This is a genomic window from Pseudogemmobacter bohemicus, assembly GCF_003290025.1.
In the GTDB taxonomy this organism is placed as follows: domain Bacteria; phylum Pseudomonadota; class Alphaproteobacteria; order Rhodobacterales; family Rhodobacteraceae; genus Pseudogemmobacter; species Pseudogemmobacter bohemicus.
In genome coordinates this window covers 460,154-475,896 of the sequence record NZ_QNHG01000002.1, presented here as the reverse complement: position 1 = coordinate 475,896, position 15,743 = coordinate 460,154, and the positions used below count along the sequence as shown (strand labels likewise).

At 61.0% G+C, this 15,743-nt stretch carries 16 protein-coding genes and 2 pseudogenes; 13 read left to right on the top strand and 5 right to left on the bottom strand.

Annotation, left to right across the window (positions count from 1 at the left end; all coding sequences use genetic code 11):
* Nucleotides 1-226 precede the first annotated feature (226 nt).
* The 4 genes from DRF71_RS10375 to DRF71_RS10360 all read left to right on the top strand — a co-directional run bounded on the left by DRF71_RS10375 (nt 227) and on the right by DRF71_RS10360 (nt 4,344).
* Nucleotides 227-1,051, top strand: a complete 825-nt coding sequence (locus tag DRF71_RS10375) for a carbohydrate ABC transporter permease (protein ID WP_157971033.1) — start codon at nt 227-229, stop codon at nt 1,049-1,051.
* Entirely contained in the window at nt 1,051-1,950 is a 900-nt protein-coding gene (locus DRF71_RS10370; protein WP_112310480.1) for a carbohydrate ABC transporter permease, read from the top strand. The genes DRF71_RS10375 and DRF71_RS10370 overlap by 1 nt, the downstream gene beginning before the upstream one ends.
* Before the next feature lie 160 nt (nt 1,951-2,110).
* Nucleotides 2,111-3,220 (top strand): zinc-dependent alcohol dehydrogenase, encoded by a 1,110-nt coding sequence (locus DRF71_RS10365; protein ID WP_112310479.1) that lies wholly within the window; start codon nt 2,111-2,113, stop codon nt 3,218-3,220.
* A gap of 14 nt (nt 3,221-3,234) precedes the next feature.
* Nucleotides 3,235-4,344 (top strand): lactonase family protein, encoded by a 1,110-nt coding sequence (locus tag DRF71_RS10360; RefSeq protein ID WP_112310478.1) that lies wholly within the window; start codon nt 3,235-3,237, stop codon nt 4,342-4,344.
* 13 nt (nt 4,345-4,357) lie between these two features.
* On the opposite strand, the gene DRF71_RS10355 is transcribed toward DRF71_RS10360, so the two are convergent.
* Nucleotides 4,358-5,263 (bottom strand): LysR family transcriptional regulator, encoded by a 906-nt coding sequence (locus DRF71_RS10355; protein ID WP_232831441.1) that lies wholly within the window; start codon nt 5,261-5,263, stop codon nt 4,358-4,360.
* A gap of 115 nt (nt 5,264-5,378) precedes the next feature.
* On the opposite strand from DRF71_RS10355, the gene DRF71_RS10350 reads away from it, so the two are divergent.
* The 6 genes from DRF71_RS10350 (at nt 5,379) to DRF71_RS10325 (ending at nt 10,053) form a co-directional block, all read left to right on the top strand.
* On the top strand, nt 5,379-6,311 hold the full coding sequence (locus tag DRF71_RS10350) for a VOC family protein (protein ID WP_112310477.1): 933 nt from the start codon (nt 5,379-5,381) through the stop codon (nt 6,309-6,311).
* Between the two features lie 46 nt (nt 6,312-6,357).
* Complete coding sequence (locus DRF71_RS10345) at nt 6,358-6,969, top strand: alpha/beta hydrolase (protein WP_112310476.1); 612 nt, start codon at nt 6,358-6,360, stop codon at nt 6,967-6,969.
* A 15-nt stretch (nt 6,970-6,984) separates the two neighbouring features.
* Nucleotides 6,985-7,260 carry a XapX domain-containing protein gene (locus DRF71_RS10340; RefSeq protein WP_112310475.1) on the top strand — a complete coding sequence of 92 codons (276 nt, stop codon included), beginning with the start codon at nt 6,985-6,987 and terminating at the stop codon, nt 7,258-7,260.
* A gap of 55 nt (nt 7,261-7,315) precedes the next feature.
* Nucleotides 7,316-7,621, top strand: coding sequence for a GNAT family N-acetyltransferase (locus tag DRF71_RS10335; RefSeq protein ID WP_112310474.1), 306 nt, complete (start codon nt 7,316-7,318; stop codon nt 7,619-7,621).
* Nucleotides 7,605-8,015: a DoxX family protein gene (locus DRF71_RS10330; RefSeq protein WP_232831439.1), complete on the top strand. Its 411-nt coding sequence runs from the start codon at nt 7,605-7,607 to the stop codon at nt 8,013-8,015. Before DRF71_RS10335 ends, DRF71_RS10330 begins: the two co-directional genes overlap by 17 nt.
* Before the next feature lie 178 nt (nt 8,016-8,193).
* Nucleotides 8,194-10,053 carry an amidohydrolase gene (locus tag DRF71_RS10325; protein WP_198672145.1) on the top strand — a complete coding sequence of 620 codons (1,860 nt, stop codon included), beginning with the start codon at nt 8,194-8,196 and terminating at the stop codon, nt 10,051-10,053.
* Between the two features lie 75 nt (nt 10,054-10,128).
* Here DRF71_RS10325 and DRF71_RS10320 read toward each other — a convergent pair.
* Nucleotides 10,129-10,563 (bottom strand): annotated as a pseudogene (locus DRF71_RS10320) (Hint domain-containing protein); the annotation flags it as partial.
* A gap of 151 nt (nt 10,564-10,714) precedes the next feature.
* Between DRF71_RS10320 and DRF71_RS27395 the strand changes: the two are divergent.
* Nucleotides 10,715-10,888, top strand: coding sequence for a hypothetical protein (locus tag DRF71_RS27395; protein ID WP_157971032.1), 174 nt, complete (start codon nt 10,715-10,717; stop codon nt 10,886-10,888).
* Between the two features lie 42 nt (nt 10,889-10,930).
* Nucleotides 10,931-11,874: pseudogene (locus tag DRF71_RS10310) on the top strand (IS5 family transposase).
* A gap of 402 nt (nt 11,875-12,276) precedes the next feature.
* Here DRF71_RS10310 and DRF71_RS10305 read toward each other — a convergent pair.
* Complete coding sequence (locus tag DRF71_RS10305) at nt 12,277-12,765, bottom strand: dioxygenase family protein (RefSeq protein ID WP_157971031.1); 489 nt, start codon at nt 12,763-12,765, stop codon at nt 12,277-12,279.
* Between the two features lie 107 nt (nt 12,766-12,872).
* Between DRF71_RS10305 and DRF71_RS10300 the strand changes: the two genes are divergently transcribed.
* Nucleotides 12,873-14,228 carry an IS1380-like element IS1247 family transposase gene (locus DRF71_RS10300; RefSeq protein WP_006473457.1) on the top strand — a complete coding sequence of 452 codons (1,356 nt, stop codon included), beginning with the start codon at nt 12,873-12,875 and terminating at the stop codon, nt 14,226-14,228.
* 361 nt (nt 14,229-14,589) lie between these two features.
* Here DRF71_RS10300 and DRF71_RS10295 read toward each other — a convergent pair whose 3' ends face one another.
* On the bottom strand, nt 14,590-14,862 hold the full coding sequence (locus DRF71_RS10295; protein WP_112310468.1) for a DUF5676 family membrane protein: 273 nt from the start codon (nt 14,860-14,862) through the stop codon (nt 14,590-14,592).
* A gap of 165 nt (nt 14,863-15,027) precedes the next feature.
* Entirely contained in the window at nt 15,028-15,315 is a 288-nt protein-coding gene (locus DRF71_RS10290) for a hypothetical protein (protein ID WP_198672144.1), read from the bottom strand.
* Nucleotides 15,316-15,743: the final 428 nt, after the last annotated feature.

The window sequence follows — 15,743 nt, the reverse complement described above, 5'->3', positions numbered from 1 at the left end:
CTGCCCCGCTGCCGGCCTCCGACCTGGCAGCGGGCCTCTTGCCGTCATCTGACTCACACCGAAAACATATCGGCGCCCGCGCGCGCCTGAGGGGATCACCATGTCACCCGTCAGTTCCTCAAGGTCTGCGAGACCGGGGCCTGCCAGTTCGGGGCCAAAAACCCCGGGGCGCCGCCCATGGCTTACGCCCGGCAGCAAACAGACCGCCTTTGCCTGGGCCATTTTGTTGCCCGCATTGCTGATCCTGGCCATTTTCCGCTTCCTGCCGATGCTGGAGGCCTTTTACCTCTCCTTCACCGATTATGACCTGATCAGCCCGCCGCGTTGGGTCGGCTTGCAGAATTTCATCGACCTGACCCAGGATCCGCTTTTTCTGAAATCGGTGCAGGTCTCGCTGATCTATGTCAGCTGCAGCGTGATCCCGGTGATCCCGCTCTCGCTGGGGCTGGCGATCCTGTTCAACCGGGCGCTGCTGGCGCGCAATTTCCTGCGCTCGGCGATCTTCATGCCGGTGGTGATGCCGGCTGTGGTCATGGCCGTGGTCTGGACCTTCATGTATCAGCAGGACGGGGTGATGAATACGATCCTAGGCTGGGTCGGCATTGATCCGGTGCCGTGGTTGCGCTCCAGCTCCACCGCGCTGTGGTCGGTGATCATGATCGGCATCTGGCGGGCGGTTCCCTATTACATGGTGATCTTTCTTGCCGGGCTACAGGCAATTCCGCGCGACTATTATGACGCCGCGAAGATCGACGGCGCCGGCAGCTGGGCCACCTTCCGCTATATCACGCTGCCGCTGCTGAAGCCGACCATGCTGCTGGTCGTGGTGATGAATGTGATCGTCGCGATGAAGGTCTTTGCGGTGCCGATGATTATGACCGGCGGCGGCCCGGGTGATGCGACCCGCGTGTTGCCGCTCTTTATCTACCAGACCGCGTTCGAGTTCTTCGACATGGGCAAAGCCTCGGCGATGAGCGTGGTGATGTTCGCCATCCTGATGGCCTTCGCCTTCATCCAGGTCCGTCTGTTCACACGCAAGGAGGAGCAGTGATGCCCAGCGATGTTTCAGCCCCTGTTTCCAATGGCAAACCAGGCCGTCTGCGCAGGCTGATTGCCGCCCGGGCGGAAGGAGAGGCTCTGCGCAAGGGCAACCTTCTGGTGCTGGCAGTCCTTTTGCTGGTGGCGGTGGTGGCTTTGCTGCCGTTCTACTGGATGCTGTCCTCCTCGCTGCGGATGCCGGATCAGATGTTCGCCAATCCGGTGCAATGGATCCCGAACCCGATCAACTGGGCCTCATATCCCGAGGCCTGGGGCGCGCAGAATTTCGGGCGCTACTTCTTCAACAGCAGTGTGGTGGCGGTGCTGATCACGCTGGGCAATCTGCTCTTCTGCTCGCTTGCCGCCTATAGCCTGACCAAGTTCCGTTTCCGCGGCCGGCATCTCTCTTTCATGCTGATCCTCTCGACCATGATGCTGCCGCTTGAAATCACCATGGTGCCGCTGTTCCTGATCGTGAACTCTTTCGGCTGGACCAACAGCTATCAGGGGCTGGTGGTGCCTTTCCTGGTCGAGGGTTTCGGTGTCTTCCTGATGCGGCAATATATGCTCAGCATCCCCACCGATGTGATCGAGGCCGCGCGGATCGACGGTGCGTCAGAGCTGCGGATTTTCTGGATGATCGTCATGCCTTTGTGCAAACCCGCGCTGGTGGCGCTGGCGATCTTCACCTTCCGTGAGGCCTGGGATCTGTACATCTGGCCGCTGGTCATCATCACCGATGACGCGCTGCGCACGCTGCCGCTTGGGATTTCGCTTTTCATGTCGGGCTATGGCACCGCATGGGATCAGGTGATGGCGATTGCGGTTCTTGGCACCTTGCCGATGGCGCTGCTCTTCTTCTTCCTGCAACGCGCCTTCATCCAGGGCATTGCCGGCACCGGGCTGAAATAGCCCCTTTCGCCTGACTGCACACCCCTCCGGCGCGCGCTCCCTCCTCTCATCGCGCCGGCCCTCCCTCCCGCGCCCTTCGCACGTCCCTTCCAGGGCGCGGGATATCCATTTCCGATGCCTGTGCAATGGCATCCCCCCCTGTAAGCCGTAAGGAAAAACCATGTCTCAAGTGACCGAAGTTTCCCGTCCCACCGCGCAAACCCTGCCCGAAACCATGCGCGCCCTTGTCCTGAGCGCGCCGGGCGCATTCTCGATTGAAACCGTGGCGATGCCGCCCGCGCCCGGTCCGGGCGAGGTGCTGTGCCGCATTCGTGCCGTTGCGATCTGCGGCAGCGACCCCGAGATCATCCATGGCGGGCTGGCCGGGACCTGGCCGCCTTCTTACCCCTTTGTCCCCGGCCATGAATGGGCGGGCGAGGTGGTTGCAGTCGGGGCCGGTGTCCATGATTTCAATCCGGGTGACCGCGTCGCCGGTGAGGCCCATAGCGGCTGTGGTCATTGCCCCAACTGCCTCGAAGGGCGCTATACCATCTGCTACAATTATGGCCGCCAGGATGAGGGCCACCGCCATTACGGCTTCATCACCCAGGGCGCCTATGCGCAATATGCGGTCTATAACATCAAAAGCGTCAGCCATCTGCCGGATGCGGTCAGCTTCCATGAAGCCTCGATGGTCGACACCGCAGGCGTGGTTCTGCACGGGCTGGAGCTGTCGGGCATCACCCATGGTGGCTCTGTCGTGGTGATCGGGCCGGGGCCGATCGGGCTGATCGCGATCCGCATGGCGAAACTGCTGGGCGCGGCGCAGGTGATTGCAGTCGGGCGCGGTGCGCGGTTGCAGGCTGCGGCGGATGTCGGAGCCGATGTACTGGTCGATTTCGAGAAGGAGGATCCGGTGGCTGCGGTGCGCACCGCCACCGGCGGGCGCGGCGTCGATGAGGCAATCGAGGCCTCGGGCGCCGCAGGCACCCTGCGCCAATGCGTTGAAATGGTGCGCAAAGGCGGTTCGGTCTCGCTTTTGGGTGTGCCGCCCGATCATGTGCAGGAGCCGCTGCCCTTCAAATATATCGTCCATAATGAGATCGCGATCTATGGCTCGCGCGCCAATCCCAATGTCTCGCGCAAGGTGATCGCGCAGATGGCCTCGCGCCAGCTGAAGGTCGATGATCTCGTGACCCACACCTTCCCGCTCGAAAATTTCGCAACCGCGCTTGATACTTTCGTCAATCGCCGCGACGGCGCGATCAAGGTCGTGGTCGAACCGAACTGAGCGGGGCCAGAGCAATGTCGGGTGAAATTCTGGCCTTTATCGGCACCTATACCGAGGCGATCCGCTTTGGCACGGGCGAGATCATGCAGGGGAAAGGTCAGGGCATCCATGCGCTCTTTCTTGACCCGCAGACCGGCGCCATGCGCGCCGGGCCGGTGACCAAAGGGGTGATCAACCCCTCTTTCCTTGCGCTGGATGCGGCGCAGGATCATCTCTATGCGGTGAATGAACTGAAGGTGCATGGCGATATCTTTGGCGGCACTGTCAGCGCCTTCCGGCTTGACCGCGCCAGCGGGCAGCTGAGGTTTCTGAACCAGCAGCCCAGCCTTGGCACCGACCCCTGCCATATTGTGGTGGATGACCGTGCGAAGGTCGCCATCATCTCGAACTTCATGAGCGGCAGTGTCACCTTGCTCCCGGTTGCGGCAGATGGCAGCCTGGGCGCGCCCAGCGATTTTGTCCAGCATATCGGATCGGGTGCCGATCCGGGGCGGCAGGCCGGGCCACATGCCCATGCCGCCACGCTGGACCCGGAGGGCCCCTGGGTCTTCGTGCCGGATCTCGGGCTCGACAAGCTGATGATCTACCGCATGGATCGCGCACGCCAGATGCTGGAGCCGGGTCCGGTGCCTTCGGTCAAAATGAAACCCGGGGCGGGGCCGCGCCACCTTGCGCTGCATCCCGGCAACCGTTTCGGCTATCTGGTGAATGAGCTGAACAGCACGGTTTCGATGCTGGAACTCAATCGGGAGACCGGCGGCTTCCGCTATCTCGGCACGGTGCCGACGCTGCCCGAAGGCTTTACCGGCCACAGCACCTGCGCGGATATTCAGGTCTCCCCCTCGGGTCATGCGCTTTACGCCTCCAATCGCGGGCATGACAGCATCATCAGCTGGCGGATCGACGCGGCAACGGGGCTGTTGGGGCAGCCCACCTGGGTTTCAACCGGTGGCCGCACCCCGCGCGCCTTCGGGATCGAGCCGGGCGGGCGCGTTCTGGTGGCGGCCAATCAGGACAGCGATCTGCTGGTCTCCTTCCTGATCGACACGGCAAGCGGCGCGCTCAGCGCCACCGGCCACAGCCTCGCCATGCCGACACCCGTCTGCGTTCAGTTCGTTCGCTGAGTGACCCGCCGCTTTATTCCAGTGCTGAGACGAGCGGCGGGATCTCACGTTCAAAATAGTCCGAAAAGGACGCAATCCTCGGGGGCAGGCTTTGATAGGGCGGGTAATAGAGCATCAGCCAGAGCTGCGGCGTGCTCCATTCGGGAAGAAGGCGAACCAGCCGGCCCGATCGCAAATGCTCGGAGACAATGAAAAGCGGCAGAAGGGCGACGCCCGCCCCGTCTGCCGCCATTTCGGCCAGAAGATCACCGTTATTCGCGCTGATAAACCGCCCGGCAGAGATGCTGCGGCTCTCGGCATCGCGCGAAAGCTGCCAGACCTCGCGGCGGCTCTCACCGCTATAGCCCAGACAGGCGGCGGGCATCAGATCGTCGGGATGGGTGACAGCGGCATGGGCGGTGCCGGGGGCCGCGACAAGAACCCGGCGGATCTCACAGATTTTGCGCCAGATGGTGAACTTGTCCAGCGGTGGTTCTGAAATGCGGATCGCCAGATCGAAATTCTCATTCACCATGTCAAGCAAAGCATCGGTCAGCGAAACCTCGACATCTATCTTTGGAAACACGCCCTGAAAGCCGCACAGTATCATTGGCAGGACACGCTGGCCCATCGACATCGGCGCATTCAGCCGCAGGCGGCCCTCATCGGCCTTATGCGCATCGAGAAGATCGTTTCGGGCGCGTTCAAGCATCTGCACCGCCGGTTCCACCCGGCTGGCAAAGGCGGCGCCATCCGTCGTCAGCGAGACCTGGCGGGTGGTGCGCACGAAAAGCTGCACGCCCAGATCCGCCTCCAGCGCTGCAATCGTGCGGGTGACCGAAGCCGGCGTTGTGTCAAGCGCGCGTGCAACCTGCGCAAAGCTTTGCATCCTCGCCGCAAGGAGAAAGGTCTGCAAAGCTTTCAGTTCATTGATCGCCATTATTGCGCCCTGTGCAATTCACTCGAAACATTATCGGCAATTCTGCCGAATTGCCGATTCGACTACCTTCATCGCGAAGACAGGCTGTCAGCCAGACAGCAGAAAGGCAAATGCCATGCTGACCCGGATCACAGGGTTGCACCATGTAACGTCAATGGCTGCGGATGCACGTCAGAATAATGACTTCTTTACCGGAAAGCTCGGATTGCGCCGGGTTAAAAAGACGGTGAATTTCGACGACCCCGGCGTTTATCATCTTTATTATGGCGACGAAGCCGGAACCCCCGGAACCGTTATGACCTATTTCCCCTTCCCGCATATGATGCAGGGCCGCCCCGGTGTCGGCGAAGTGGGGGAGACCCAGTTTTCCGTCCCGAAAGGCGCGCTGCCTTTCTGGCGGGAACGGCTTGCGGCTGAAAAAGTGGCAGGGCTGGAACAGGATGTGACCTTTGGCGCGAAGCGGCTCAGGTTTCGCGGCCCGGACGGGGATGGTTTTGCACTGATCGAAGCGGATGACGATGCCCGCACCCCCTGGACCGGCGCCGGCATCGGGGATGCCGAAGCGATCCGTGGCTTTGCCGGCGCAAGGCTGCGCCTGCGCGATACCGGTGCCATGGCCGAGCTTCTGGGCTTTATGGGCTACCAGAAGGCCGGGGCCGAAGGCGACGTGACCCGCTATGTGATCGGGAACGGCAATGGGGCCGATACGATCGACCTCGAATTGCTGCCAGAGGCCCCGCTGGCGCGGCAGGGCGCAGGCTCGGTCCATCATATAGCCTTCGCCGTACCCGACCGCGCCGCGCAGCTGGAGGTGCGCAAGGCGCTGATGGATACCGGTCATCAGGTCACGCCGGTGATCGACCGGGATTATTTCTGGGCGATCTATTTCCGCACCCCCGGCGGCGTGCTGTTCGAAGTGGCCACCAATGAGCCCGGTTTCGACCGCGATGAAGACACCGCCCATCTGGGCGAGGCCCTGAAGTTGCCCGGCCGTTATGAGCCATACCGGCAGCGGATCGAAGAACAACTGGAGCCGCTCGATCCGTAAGGACGCACGCCCCCCGGATGCCATATCGCAGAAACGGAACCCGATTATGACGTATCACAGCTTTCGCGAAGATGGCCTGCCTGATCATCCGGTGCTTCTTGCCCTGCATGGAACCGGCGGGGATGAGCATCAGTTTGTGGGGCTGGCGCGGAGCATGGTGCCGGGAGCGGGCATCGTTTCCCCGCGAGGCGATGTGTCGGAGGGCGGGGCCAACCGGTTTTTCCGCCGCACCGGCGAAGGTGTCTATGATATGGATGACCTCTTCGCCCGTACCACAAAACTGTTGCAGTTCGCAGAGCAGATCAGGGCGGATTATCCTGGCCGCCCGCTCTTCGCGTTCGGCTATTCGAATGGCGCGAATATTCTGGCGGCAATGCTGTTTCGCCAGCCACGGCTTTTTGACCGGGCGGCGCTGCTGCACCCGCTGATCCCCTGGACGCCAGAGCCTCAGCCTGACCTGCGGGGGCTTCCGGTTCTGATCAGCGCCGGGCGGACTGATCCGATCTGCCCGCTGTCTGCATCTCTCGCACTGATTGACTGGTTCACCGGCCAGGCGGCTGCCGTAGAAACTGTCATTTCTCCGGGCGGTCATCAGATTGGCCAAAGCGAGATCACCAGTCTGCACCGTTTCCTTTCCGCTGGTCAGCCCTCCGCGTAAAATAAGGCAATCTGCATGAACCCCTATATCCTCTCGCTTCTGGTCGGCTTTGGTGTCGGTGCCATCTATGCCGGTCTTGCCGTCAAATCCCCCGCCCCTCCGATCATCGCGCTGCTTGGCCTGTTGGGCATGGTTTCCGGCGAGGCCGCCGTTCAGTGGCTGAAGGGTCACCGGAATGTAATCCAGGCCTGTCTGCATGAGAAATCATTCGCGATCCGCCCGGGCCCCGGGGCATCGGAAACGGTCAGGGCAGAGGGCGACACCCCGCCTCAGAACCGCGATACCGTCTGACCCCGCATCCCGTGATCTGACCACTCAGTGCTGTGCCCTCCATCAGGAAGTGTTTATGAAAGATACCGTTGACGTTGAGATCACTTATCAGGATCTGGACCATAAAGGCCGCTATCGTGCCCGCATAAAAGGGATTGCGGATGAGGCAGAGCTGACCCTCTCGAAGGTCTCTGAAACCCTGGTGATTGCCGATCATACGTTTGTGCCCGAGACGATGCGGGGCGCCGGTATTGCGCGTGCCCTGGTGGATCATCTGATCGCCGATGCGCGGGCAAAACACTTCCGGATCGTGCCTCTGTGTCCCTATGTCCGCGCGCAATCGCAGCTTCATCCGGAATGGGCCGATGTCATTCAGAATTGATCCCCGCAATCCCGCTGTGGCCGGGCTGAAGTTCATCGCGTTGCTGGGGCTTTGCGCCGCCTATATCCAGGGCGGTCTGGTGAAGCTGACCGATTTCTCCGGTGCCATAGCCGAGATGACGCATTTCGGTCTGACCCCGCCCGCGCTGTTTGCAGGTCTGGTGATCGCGCTGGAGCTGATTGCCTCGGCCATGATCCTGACCGGGCGTCTGCGCTGGCTGGGCGCCCTTGCGCTGGCCGGGTTCACCCTGATGGCCACCTTCGTCGCGCTGCGGTTCTGGGACCTGCCGGTCGGTCAGGACCGGTTCATGGCGGCGAATTCCTTCTTTGAACATCTGGGTCTTGTTGGTGGTTTCCTGCTGGTCGCCCTGCTTGACCTGACGAAGAAGGACTGAACTCCGCGTATCCGCCCCTGCCCGGCCAGGGCAGGGGATCATCGCCGCAAAGGCCTGCGACAGCACAAACCAGAACAGGAGGCCGGGCATGTTTCGACCCACACGTCGCCAGACCCTTCAGGGGGCCGCCGCGAACGCTTTCCTCTCCTCAACCCGCAGCCATGCGCAGGAGGCATCAATGCCCGGAACCGATCTGATCATCGTCAATGCAAAGGTGACCACGCTTGATCGCCAGAACCCCGCAGCCACAGCGGTCGCGATCCGGGACGGGCGCTTCCTGGCCGTGGGGTCTGAGGCTGAAATCCGTGCAGCAGCCCCCGATGCGACCGTGATTGATGCCGGCGGGCGCCGGCTGATCCCGGGGCTGATCGACAGCCATATCCACGTCATCCGCGGTGGCCTGAACTATAATATGGAACTTCGCTGGGATGGCGTCCCCTCGCTCGCTGAGGCGATGCGGATGCTGAAAGACCAGGTTGACCGCACGCCCGCGCCGCAATGGGTGCGGGTGGTCGGCGGTTTCACCGAATTGCAATTCGCCGAAAAACGCCTGCCAACGCTGGAAGAGCTGAATGCCGTGGCACCCGATACGCCGGTTTTCATTCTTCACCTTTACGACCGGGCTCTGCTGAATGCCGCCGCGCTGCGGGTGGTGGGCTATACCAAAAACACGCCAAATCCGCCGGGTGGCGAGATCCTACGCGATGCGGCGGGCAATCCGACCGGTCTTCTGCTGGCGCAGCCGAATGCGACAATCCTTTATGCGACGCTCGCCAAAGGGCCAAAGCTCGACCCCGATTACCAGATCAATTCCTCGCGCCATTTCATGCGTGAGCTGAATTCCCTTGGCGTCACCTCGGTCGTCGATGCCGGCGGCGGGTTCCAGAATTACCCGGATGATTATCAGATCATCGAAAAGCTGCATGAGGACGGGCAGATGACCGTCAGGATCAGCTACAACCTCTTCACCCAGAAGCCGAAAGACGAGCTGGCCGATTTTTCCTCCTGGGTGAAGCAGATCTCGCCCGGTCAGGGCGATGACATCTATCGCCATAATGGGGCCGGCGAGATGCTGGTCTATTCCGCCGCCGATTTCGAGGATTTCCGGGTCGAGCGCCCCGAGATGCCGCCAAATATGGAAACCGATCTGGAGCCGGTGATCCGGCTCCTGGCCGGGAACCGCTGGCCCTGGCGGCTGCACGCGACCTATGACGAGACCATCGACCGGGCGCTCAACGTGTTTGAGAAGGTCAATCGTGACATCCCCCTTCAGGGGATCAACTGGTTTTTCGACCATGCTGAAACCATCAGTGATCGCAATATCGACCGGATTGCGGCGCTTGGCGGTGGCATTGCGGTGCAGCACCGCATGATGTTCCAGGGCGAATATTTCATCGACCGTTATGGCGCCAAAGCCGCCGAAACCACGCCGCCGATCCGCAAGATGATGGAGGCGGGGCTGCCGGTCGGGGCCGGGACGGACGCGACCCGGGTGGCAAGCTACAACCCCTGGGTTTCGCTGTCCTGGCTGGTGACATCGGTGACGGTTGGCGGCACCCGGCTTTATCCGGCCGCAAACCGGCTGGATCGTGAGACAGCGCTGCGGCTCTGGACCGAGGCGAATACCTGGTTCTCGAATGAACAGGGCAAGAAGGGGCAGATCATCGCGGGTCAGCTGGCCGACTGCGCACTGCTGTCGGATGACTATTTCGCGGTGCCAGAGGCCGAGATCATCCATCTGCGCGCTGTATTGACGCTTCTTGGCGGCAAAGTCGTTCATGGTGATGGCGATTTCGGGCCGCTGGCCCCTGATTTGCCCCGGCCAATGCCAGACTGGTCGCCGGTGGCGCGTTTTGGCGGCTATTACCGGACCGCCTCGACTGGGGAAAACCGGCTTAAATTTGCCACCGCCTGTGGCTGCGGCACTGGCTGCAAGGTGCATGGACATGACCATGCCAGCGCATATGGCGCCGGGATCCCGGTCTCCGATGCACGCAGTTTCTGGGGGGCATTCGGCTGCGGCTGCTGGGCAGTCTGATTCAAAGAGGGCCGGACGACACGACCTGTCCGGCTCTTTTGATCTGACTGGATCCCGGCTCCTTCGGCATTGATCTCAGGACGGCGCCGCGCTTTCCAGAGGCAGATCATTGCGATCCGAACGCGCGACCAGGCTGTTAAGCCTTCCCGATCCCACGCGATGACGGGCAGTGATCGGCGCATCGCATTCCTGCAGGATGTTCGGGAACAGCGCGATCAGTTCCATCGGCACGACGGCGCCGGGGCTTTTCAGCGCCACCCGTCCTGGCAGCGGCTTTTTTGTGGCCATTTTATCTGCAAAACCAGTCTTATGCCTGTCACACATAAAATGCACATAGGTGACGCTTTGTGAAGGGGTATCACCGGTGACACGGGGATAGGCCAGCATATGCCTGGCCGAGATCAGCACTTCGTCACTGCCGAACATGCGCCGGACGACAGGCGATATCAGCAACAGCCTGTGCTGAGGCGAGACCAGCAGATCACGCTCCGGCATATTCTGACCAAGGGCATTCCGCGCTAAGTCCGCATGAACAGGTCACCATTGTCCATCTGGATAATGACCCTGCACAGATGAACCCGGCCATTCATCCATTCATCACGCCGCTTGCATCTGCAGTCGGGTTTGTCGGGTCAAATCTCGCCGTCACCTGAAGGACAACATGGCTCGTATAGAGCTGGGTATGGGACACAGCACCGCCGCCATCCTGCTCAAACGTGTAGCTGGGCGGGTCCTTGCCACGGCCAAAGCTGATGCCATTATTGGCCGCCGGCGTGCCGAAAACACGCACGCCATGCATTTTTCCGATTCAAATGGCTCTGTTGCACAAATCTGACGAGGGTTTCATGTTGTGAATCCAGCGTGACAGCTGGTCGGCCTGAGCCGACCCACACCCGCCTACAAGACCAGGAACCGGCCCGCATATAACACAGCGCTGAAGCGTCGCGGCTCGCTGACGATTTGGTACGCCCCCGCCATGACCTGGGAGGCTGCACCGACGGGGAAGCGCCGATGGGGAAGCGTGGACGGCAGGCGGACTACAGCGATACCGCCATCCCAGACCTGCCTGACGATGAAGGTGCTGTCCGGCATGGCGCTGCGGCAAACGACAGGGTTCGTCGAGAGCCTTTTGCGTCTGATCGGCCTTGACTGGGCGGTGCCGAACTTCAGCACGCTGTCGCGGCGCCAGAAGACCCTGAAGGTCAACATCCCGTATCGCGGATCGCAAGGGCCGCTGCACCTGCTGATCGACAGCACCGGAATCAAGGTCGAAGGCGAAGGCGAATGGAACGCCCACAAGCACGGCGGCCCGAAACGGCGCGTCTGGCGTAAGATCCACATCGGAATTGACGAGAAAACAGTGGAGATCCGGGCGGCCGGGTTCACCACAGGCGACGTCGGTGACGCACCCATGCTGCCCGAACTGCCCGACCAGATCCCGCCCGATCAGGAGATCGGCAGCGTCACCGCCGACGGTGCCTTCGACACCCGAAAATGCCATGGTGCCATCGCCGCCCGAGGTGCCACCGCGATCATCCCTCCCCGAAAGAACGCCAGGCCCCGGAAGCCCGACACACCCGGCCCGATCGCCCGCAACGAGGCCCTGCGCGCATCACGGTGCTTCGGCAGGACCATCTGGCGACGATGGGGCGGCTATCACCGCCGGAGCCGCGCAGAAACGAAGTGAACTGTGTGAAACTGCTGGGTCAGCGCCTCATGGCGCGGGATTTCGACCGTCAGGTGGCCGAGTTCCAGGTCCGTGTCGCCGTCCGGAACGGCTTCACGGCGCCCGGCATATCTCTCACTGAAGTCGTGGGCTAAGTCTGTCCCGGGAAAGAGAAAGTCCGGTCAGCAGGTGATTTGTGCAACAGAGCCGTGTCGGATTATTTCCAGATGTATGCAGGTCGGCGATTGGACAGCCATTATACCCTCACAGAACGGCCTAACAGCTTACTCAGTCGGATCATGCGCATTTGGGTATCCTGGCAATATGGCAAAAATCCAGTATGCGCGAAAGCGGGTTCCATCTTTCTCCGGAATTTATGATTGACATATTCCCAAATGAGAATGGCACACGTTATAGCTGAATGTCGATATTTGTCATCTCACCCTCGGGTCCGGAGATGAATCGCATTTCGACGGCATTGCGTTCGGCCGGGCTGAGCCGTCGCCAGATCGAATCCCGGTCATTCAGATTATGACCATGAAGATAGAATTGCGTGGTCAGCTCCTGTTCTGCATGAAGGATCCTGGCATGGATATGCGGGGTGCGCCCTGGATAGGCCACCGGCTTGATCGTACGAAATGAATAAAATCCGGTTTCATCTGTAATCGCAAATCCAAAGCCCTGAAAATTCGAATCTCTCGGGGCGGGCCACGTTCCCGGCTGTGAAGATAGCGTCCATTATTGTCTACCTGCCAGATTTCGACACGCGCGCCGACCGCTGCCTCGCCGTTGGTCGTGAAAACCCGCCCGGTCAGGTGAATAATCTCGCCGCCCGCCTCGCGAACCGCAGAGGCGATCCGGACCAGATCATTGTCCTGATCGGCAAAGCGCATTGAGGGGGTCGGATAATAGGGACCCTCTGTCTGGGCTGGTGTCTTCTGCACCTGCTGAGCAAAACCGGTGCCAGGGGCTCGTATCCAGGCGATACAACCGCCAAACAGCGCCAGGACCCGGCGCCGATAAGGCGAGGTGTGATCTTCGCTCATTCTCTGTCCTTTCCCCACATTTCCCAAGTAAGGCGCTGATTTCGCTGTCCTGACCATTATATTTCCTATATAAAACATGGTGTTGAAGGCTGCGAGGGGCGCGTTTCATGGATCACCCAGAGGGTGCGGGCTTGCAACGGGCAGATCGGGTGGATTTCGACCCTCGCGTGCGGCTGGAATTTCGCGGCACGCAGCTCAGTTCCGACGGCGGCCTTCTGGTGATGCGCGAGCTTGATGACGCGCTCGGGTTGTCCGATTTGGCGTCAGCGGCGCTGCGCGATACTCGCTCTGGCAAGAACACGGTCCATCGGCTCGACGGCCTGTTCCGGCAATCAGTCTTTGGGCGGCTGGCCGGATACGAGGATGTCAACGACGCCAACCGTCTCGCCTGCGATCCGGTCATGCGCCAAGTTGTCGGCGGCAGAGCGGTCGATGCACAAGCGGCCTCGGCATCGCAGATGGGACGGTTCGAGACCGAGACGCTGGCTCTGGCCGGGAACCGTGCCGCGCTGGCCGACCTGAACGGGCAATGGATCGACCGGTTCCATGACCGTAACGGGCTGAAGTACATCGTTCTGGACATGGACAGCTCGGTCAGCCCGACCCATGGCGACCAGGAAGGGTCTGCCTGGAATGGCCATTTCGACTGTAGCTGCTATCACCCCAACTTTCTGTTCAACCAGTTCGGGATGCTGGAACGCTGCGCCCTGCGCCATGGCAACGTCCACAGCGCCGATGGCTGGCGTGATGTTCTCGACCCCGTCATTGCGCGCTACGCGGAGCGCGACCTTGGTGGCAGGTTCTTCCGGGCCGATGCTGCCTACGCGATCCCGGCGATCTATGAGCGATTGGAAGAAGCGCGGTTCTTCTACGCCATCCGGCTGCCCGCAAACGCGGTCCTCAAGGACAAGATCGCGCATCGGCTAACGCGCCCTGTCGGGCGGCCGTCACTGACCAAGGTCAAGCGGTTCTTCGAGGAATTCGAGTATCAGGCGGCGTCCTGGGACAAGGAACGCCGGGTGATCGCCAAGATCGAATGGCATCCGGGCGAACTGTTCCCGCGTGTCGGCTTCATCGTCACCAACCTGCCGATGGAGCCGGACTGGGTGGTGCGGTTCTACAACCAGCGCGGCACCGCCGAGCAGCACATCAAAGAGGGCAAATACGCCTTTCGCTGGACGCGGCTGTCGTGCCGGAAGTTCCGCGACAATGAGGTGCGGCTGCAACTGCACGCCCTGGCGTACAACCTGGCCACCTTCTTGCGCTGCATCGAGCTGCCCGAGGCCATGGCCGACTGGTCGTTGACCAGCCTGCAACTGAAGCTGATCAAGATCGGGGCACGTGTGGTCCGTCACGCCCGCACCATCACCTTCCAGCTGGCCGAGGTCGCTGTCACCGGCACGATGGTACGCGCCATCCTCGCCGCTATCCGCCGATTGCGAGCGCCACCGCTATGCGCATGATCGCGATCCACGCTCAAACTGAACGAAAGCGGCTGGACAGATCTGTCCGCTGCGCTGAAAAACGCCGCCCCTGGGCAAGGAAACAGCGGCTTCGCGGTCTGATCCGTCCAGATCCAGCAGTCTGCGCGACCGCAGGTGCCGCTTGCGGCAGAAAATCCTTGTCTAGCGCTCGGATACAGGCGATCTTCACCTCAAACGACACGCCACTTGGGGAATGCAGGTTCAATAGCGCTTACCTCCCCGCCCCCGGCAAAAGCAAGCTCGCGGGCGAAGTTTTCATTGCCAGGCATTGGCAAGATAATAGGCTTATCCATTGTCCCTACCTTCACGATGGCAACTTGGCTCAATTCACGCTCGGCCATCACGCAAATTGACGAAAGAAATAGTTTCGGATCGGGACAAACAGAACGGCAATGTACCACTCGTAGAAGACCGTCCAGAATAGTCCCAGAAAGACACTGGCTGAATCGAGCCAGACGAAGCCCGGAAAGACTTCTTCGAATGCCATTTGCATTCCTTGCGCAGGCAGGACTAGTGCCGCCAGCAGGCAAAGGATGAAACTGACTGCTAGGAACACCGACAGCGTGCAGCCAAGCGGCACGATAGAAAGGCGACGAAATTCGCGCTGATCCATGACGATTTCTCCAACGATCCGGCACTAGTTGCCGATATGGAGAAAGACGCTCCTGCGAGCCGGACATTACATCTGTGCAAAATCGTCAAATTGGCGCGCCTGTCCCACATATCTTCGAAGTCAGCTTGCCGAGGAAATCCGCGCGAAGTGGCTTTTCCTGCCGTTTCAGGCCGGCCTTCCTGCCCGGTCGTGCCCGAACAACTCCGGACATTCTTCGGCGCATTTGTTGGTCAGAATGATCCAGGCCAGATGCACCGTCGCCAGCCCCGCCAGCAGGCAGAAGAACGAGATGTAGGCGTAGCGCAGCAGGGTCACGTCCAACACCACGACGGCCACGACGGTCAATGCGAAGTGCCGCATGTGCCGGTAGCGCGACAGGGCAGGTGGCGCGATGATCAGAAAGACATAAAGCGTGTAGCTGATCCAGCGCGGCATGAACTGGTCAAGCAGCATGGAATTTTCATACTTTCATCATCGCGGTGCGGTTTCGGAGTGACGAGGGCCACCCCATGAGAACAGAAGTCGGGCCTGGCCTGCCGTCAGATCAAGCCCGGCTCGCCTGACGCATTGTTTGCCAAAACAGAACATCGGCGCAGCAGGGATATTTTGCCTTTTATATCATGCAGAAGCCCTGAGCCTCGCGGTTTTGATACCTGCTCTGGCCTCGCCTGTTGCCCGTAAATTCGGCGTGACCGCCTCCGGCTGGCGGTCTTCAGTTGCGATTATGTGCCCCGTCTTCCTGCTGCCGCCCTGGCGGTGTCGCAGCTTGCCGCCGGGTCACGACATCGTCAGTTCACTTTGAGGCGGCAAGATTGGATATTGGATAAACAATGATGCCCAAAGGGTCCAGCCCCTTCGTCATGCACCTCCGGTTTCTCACT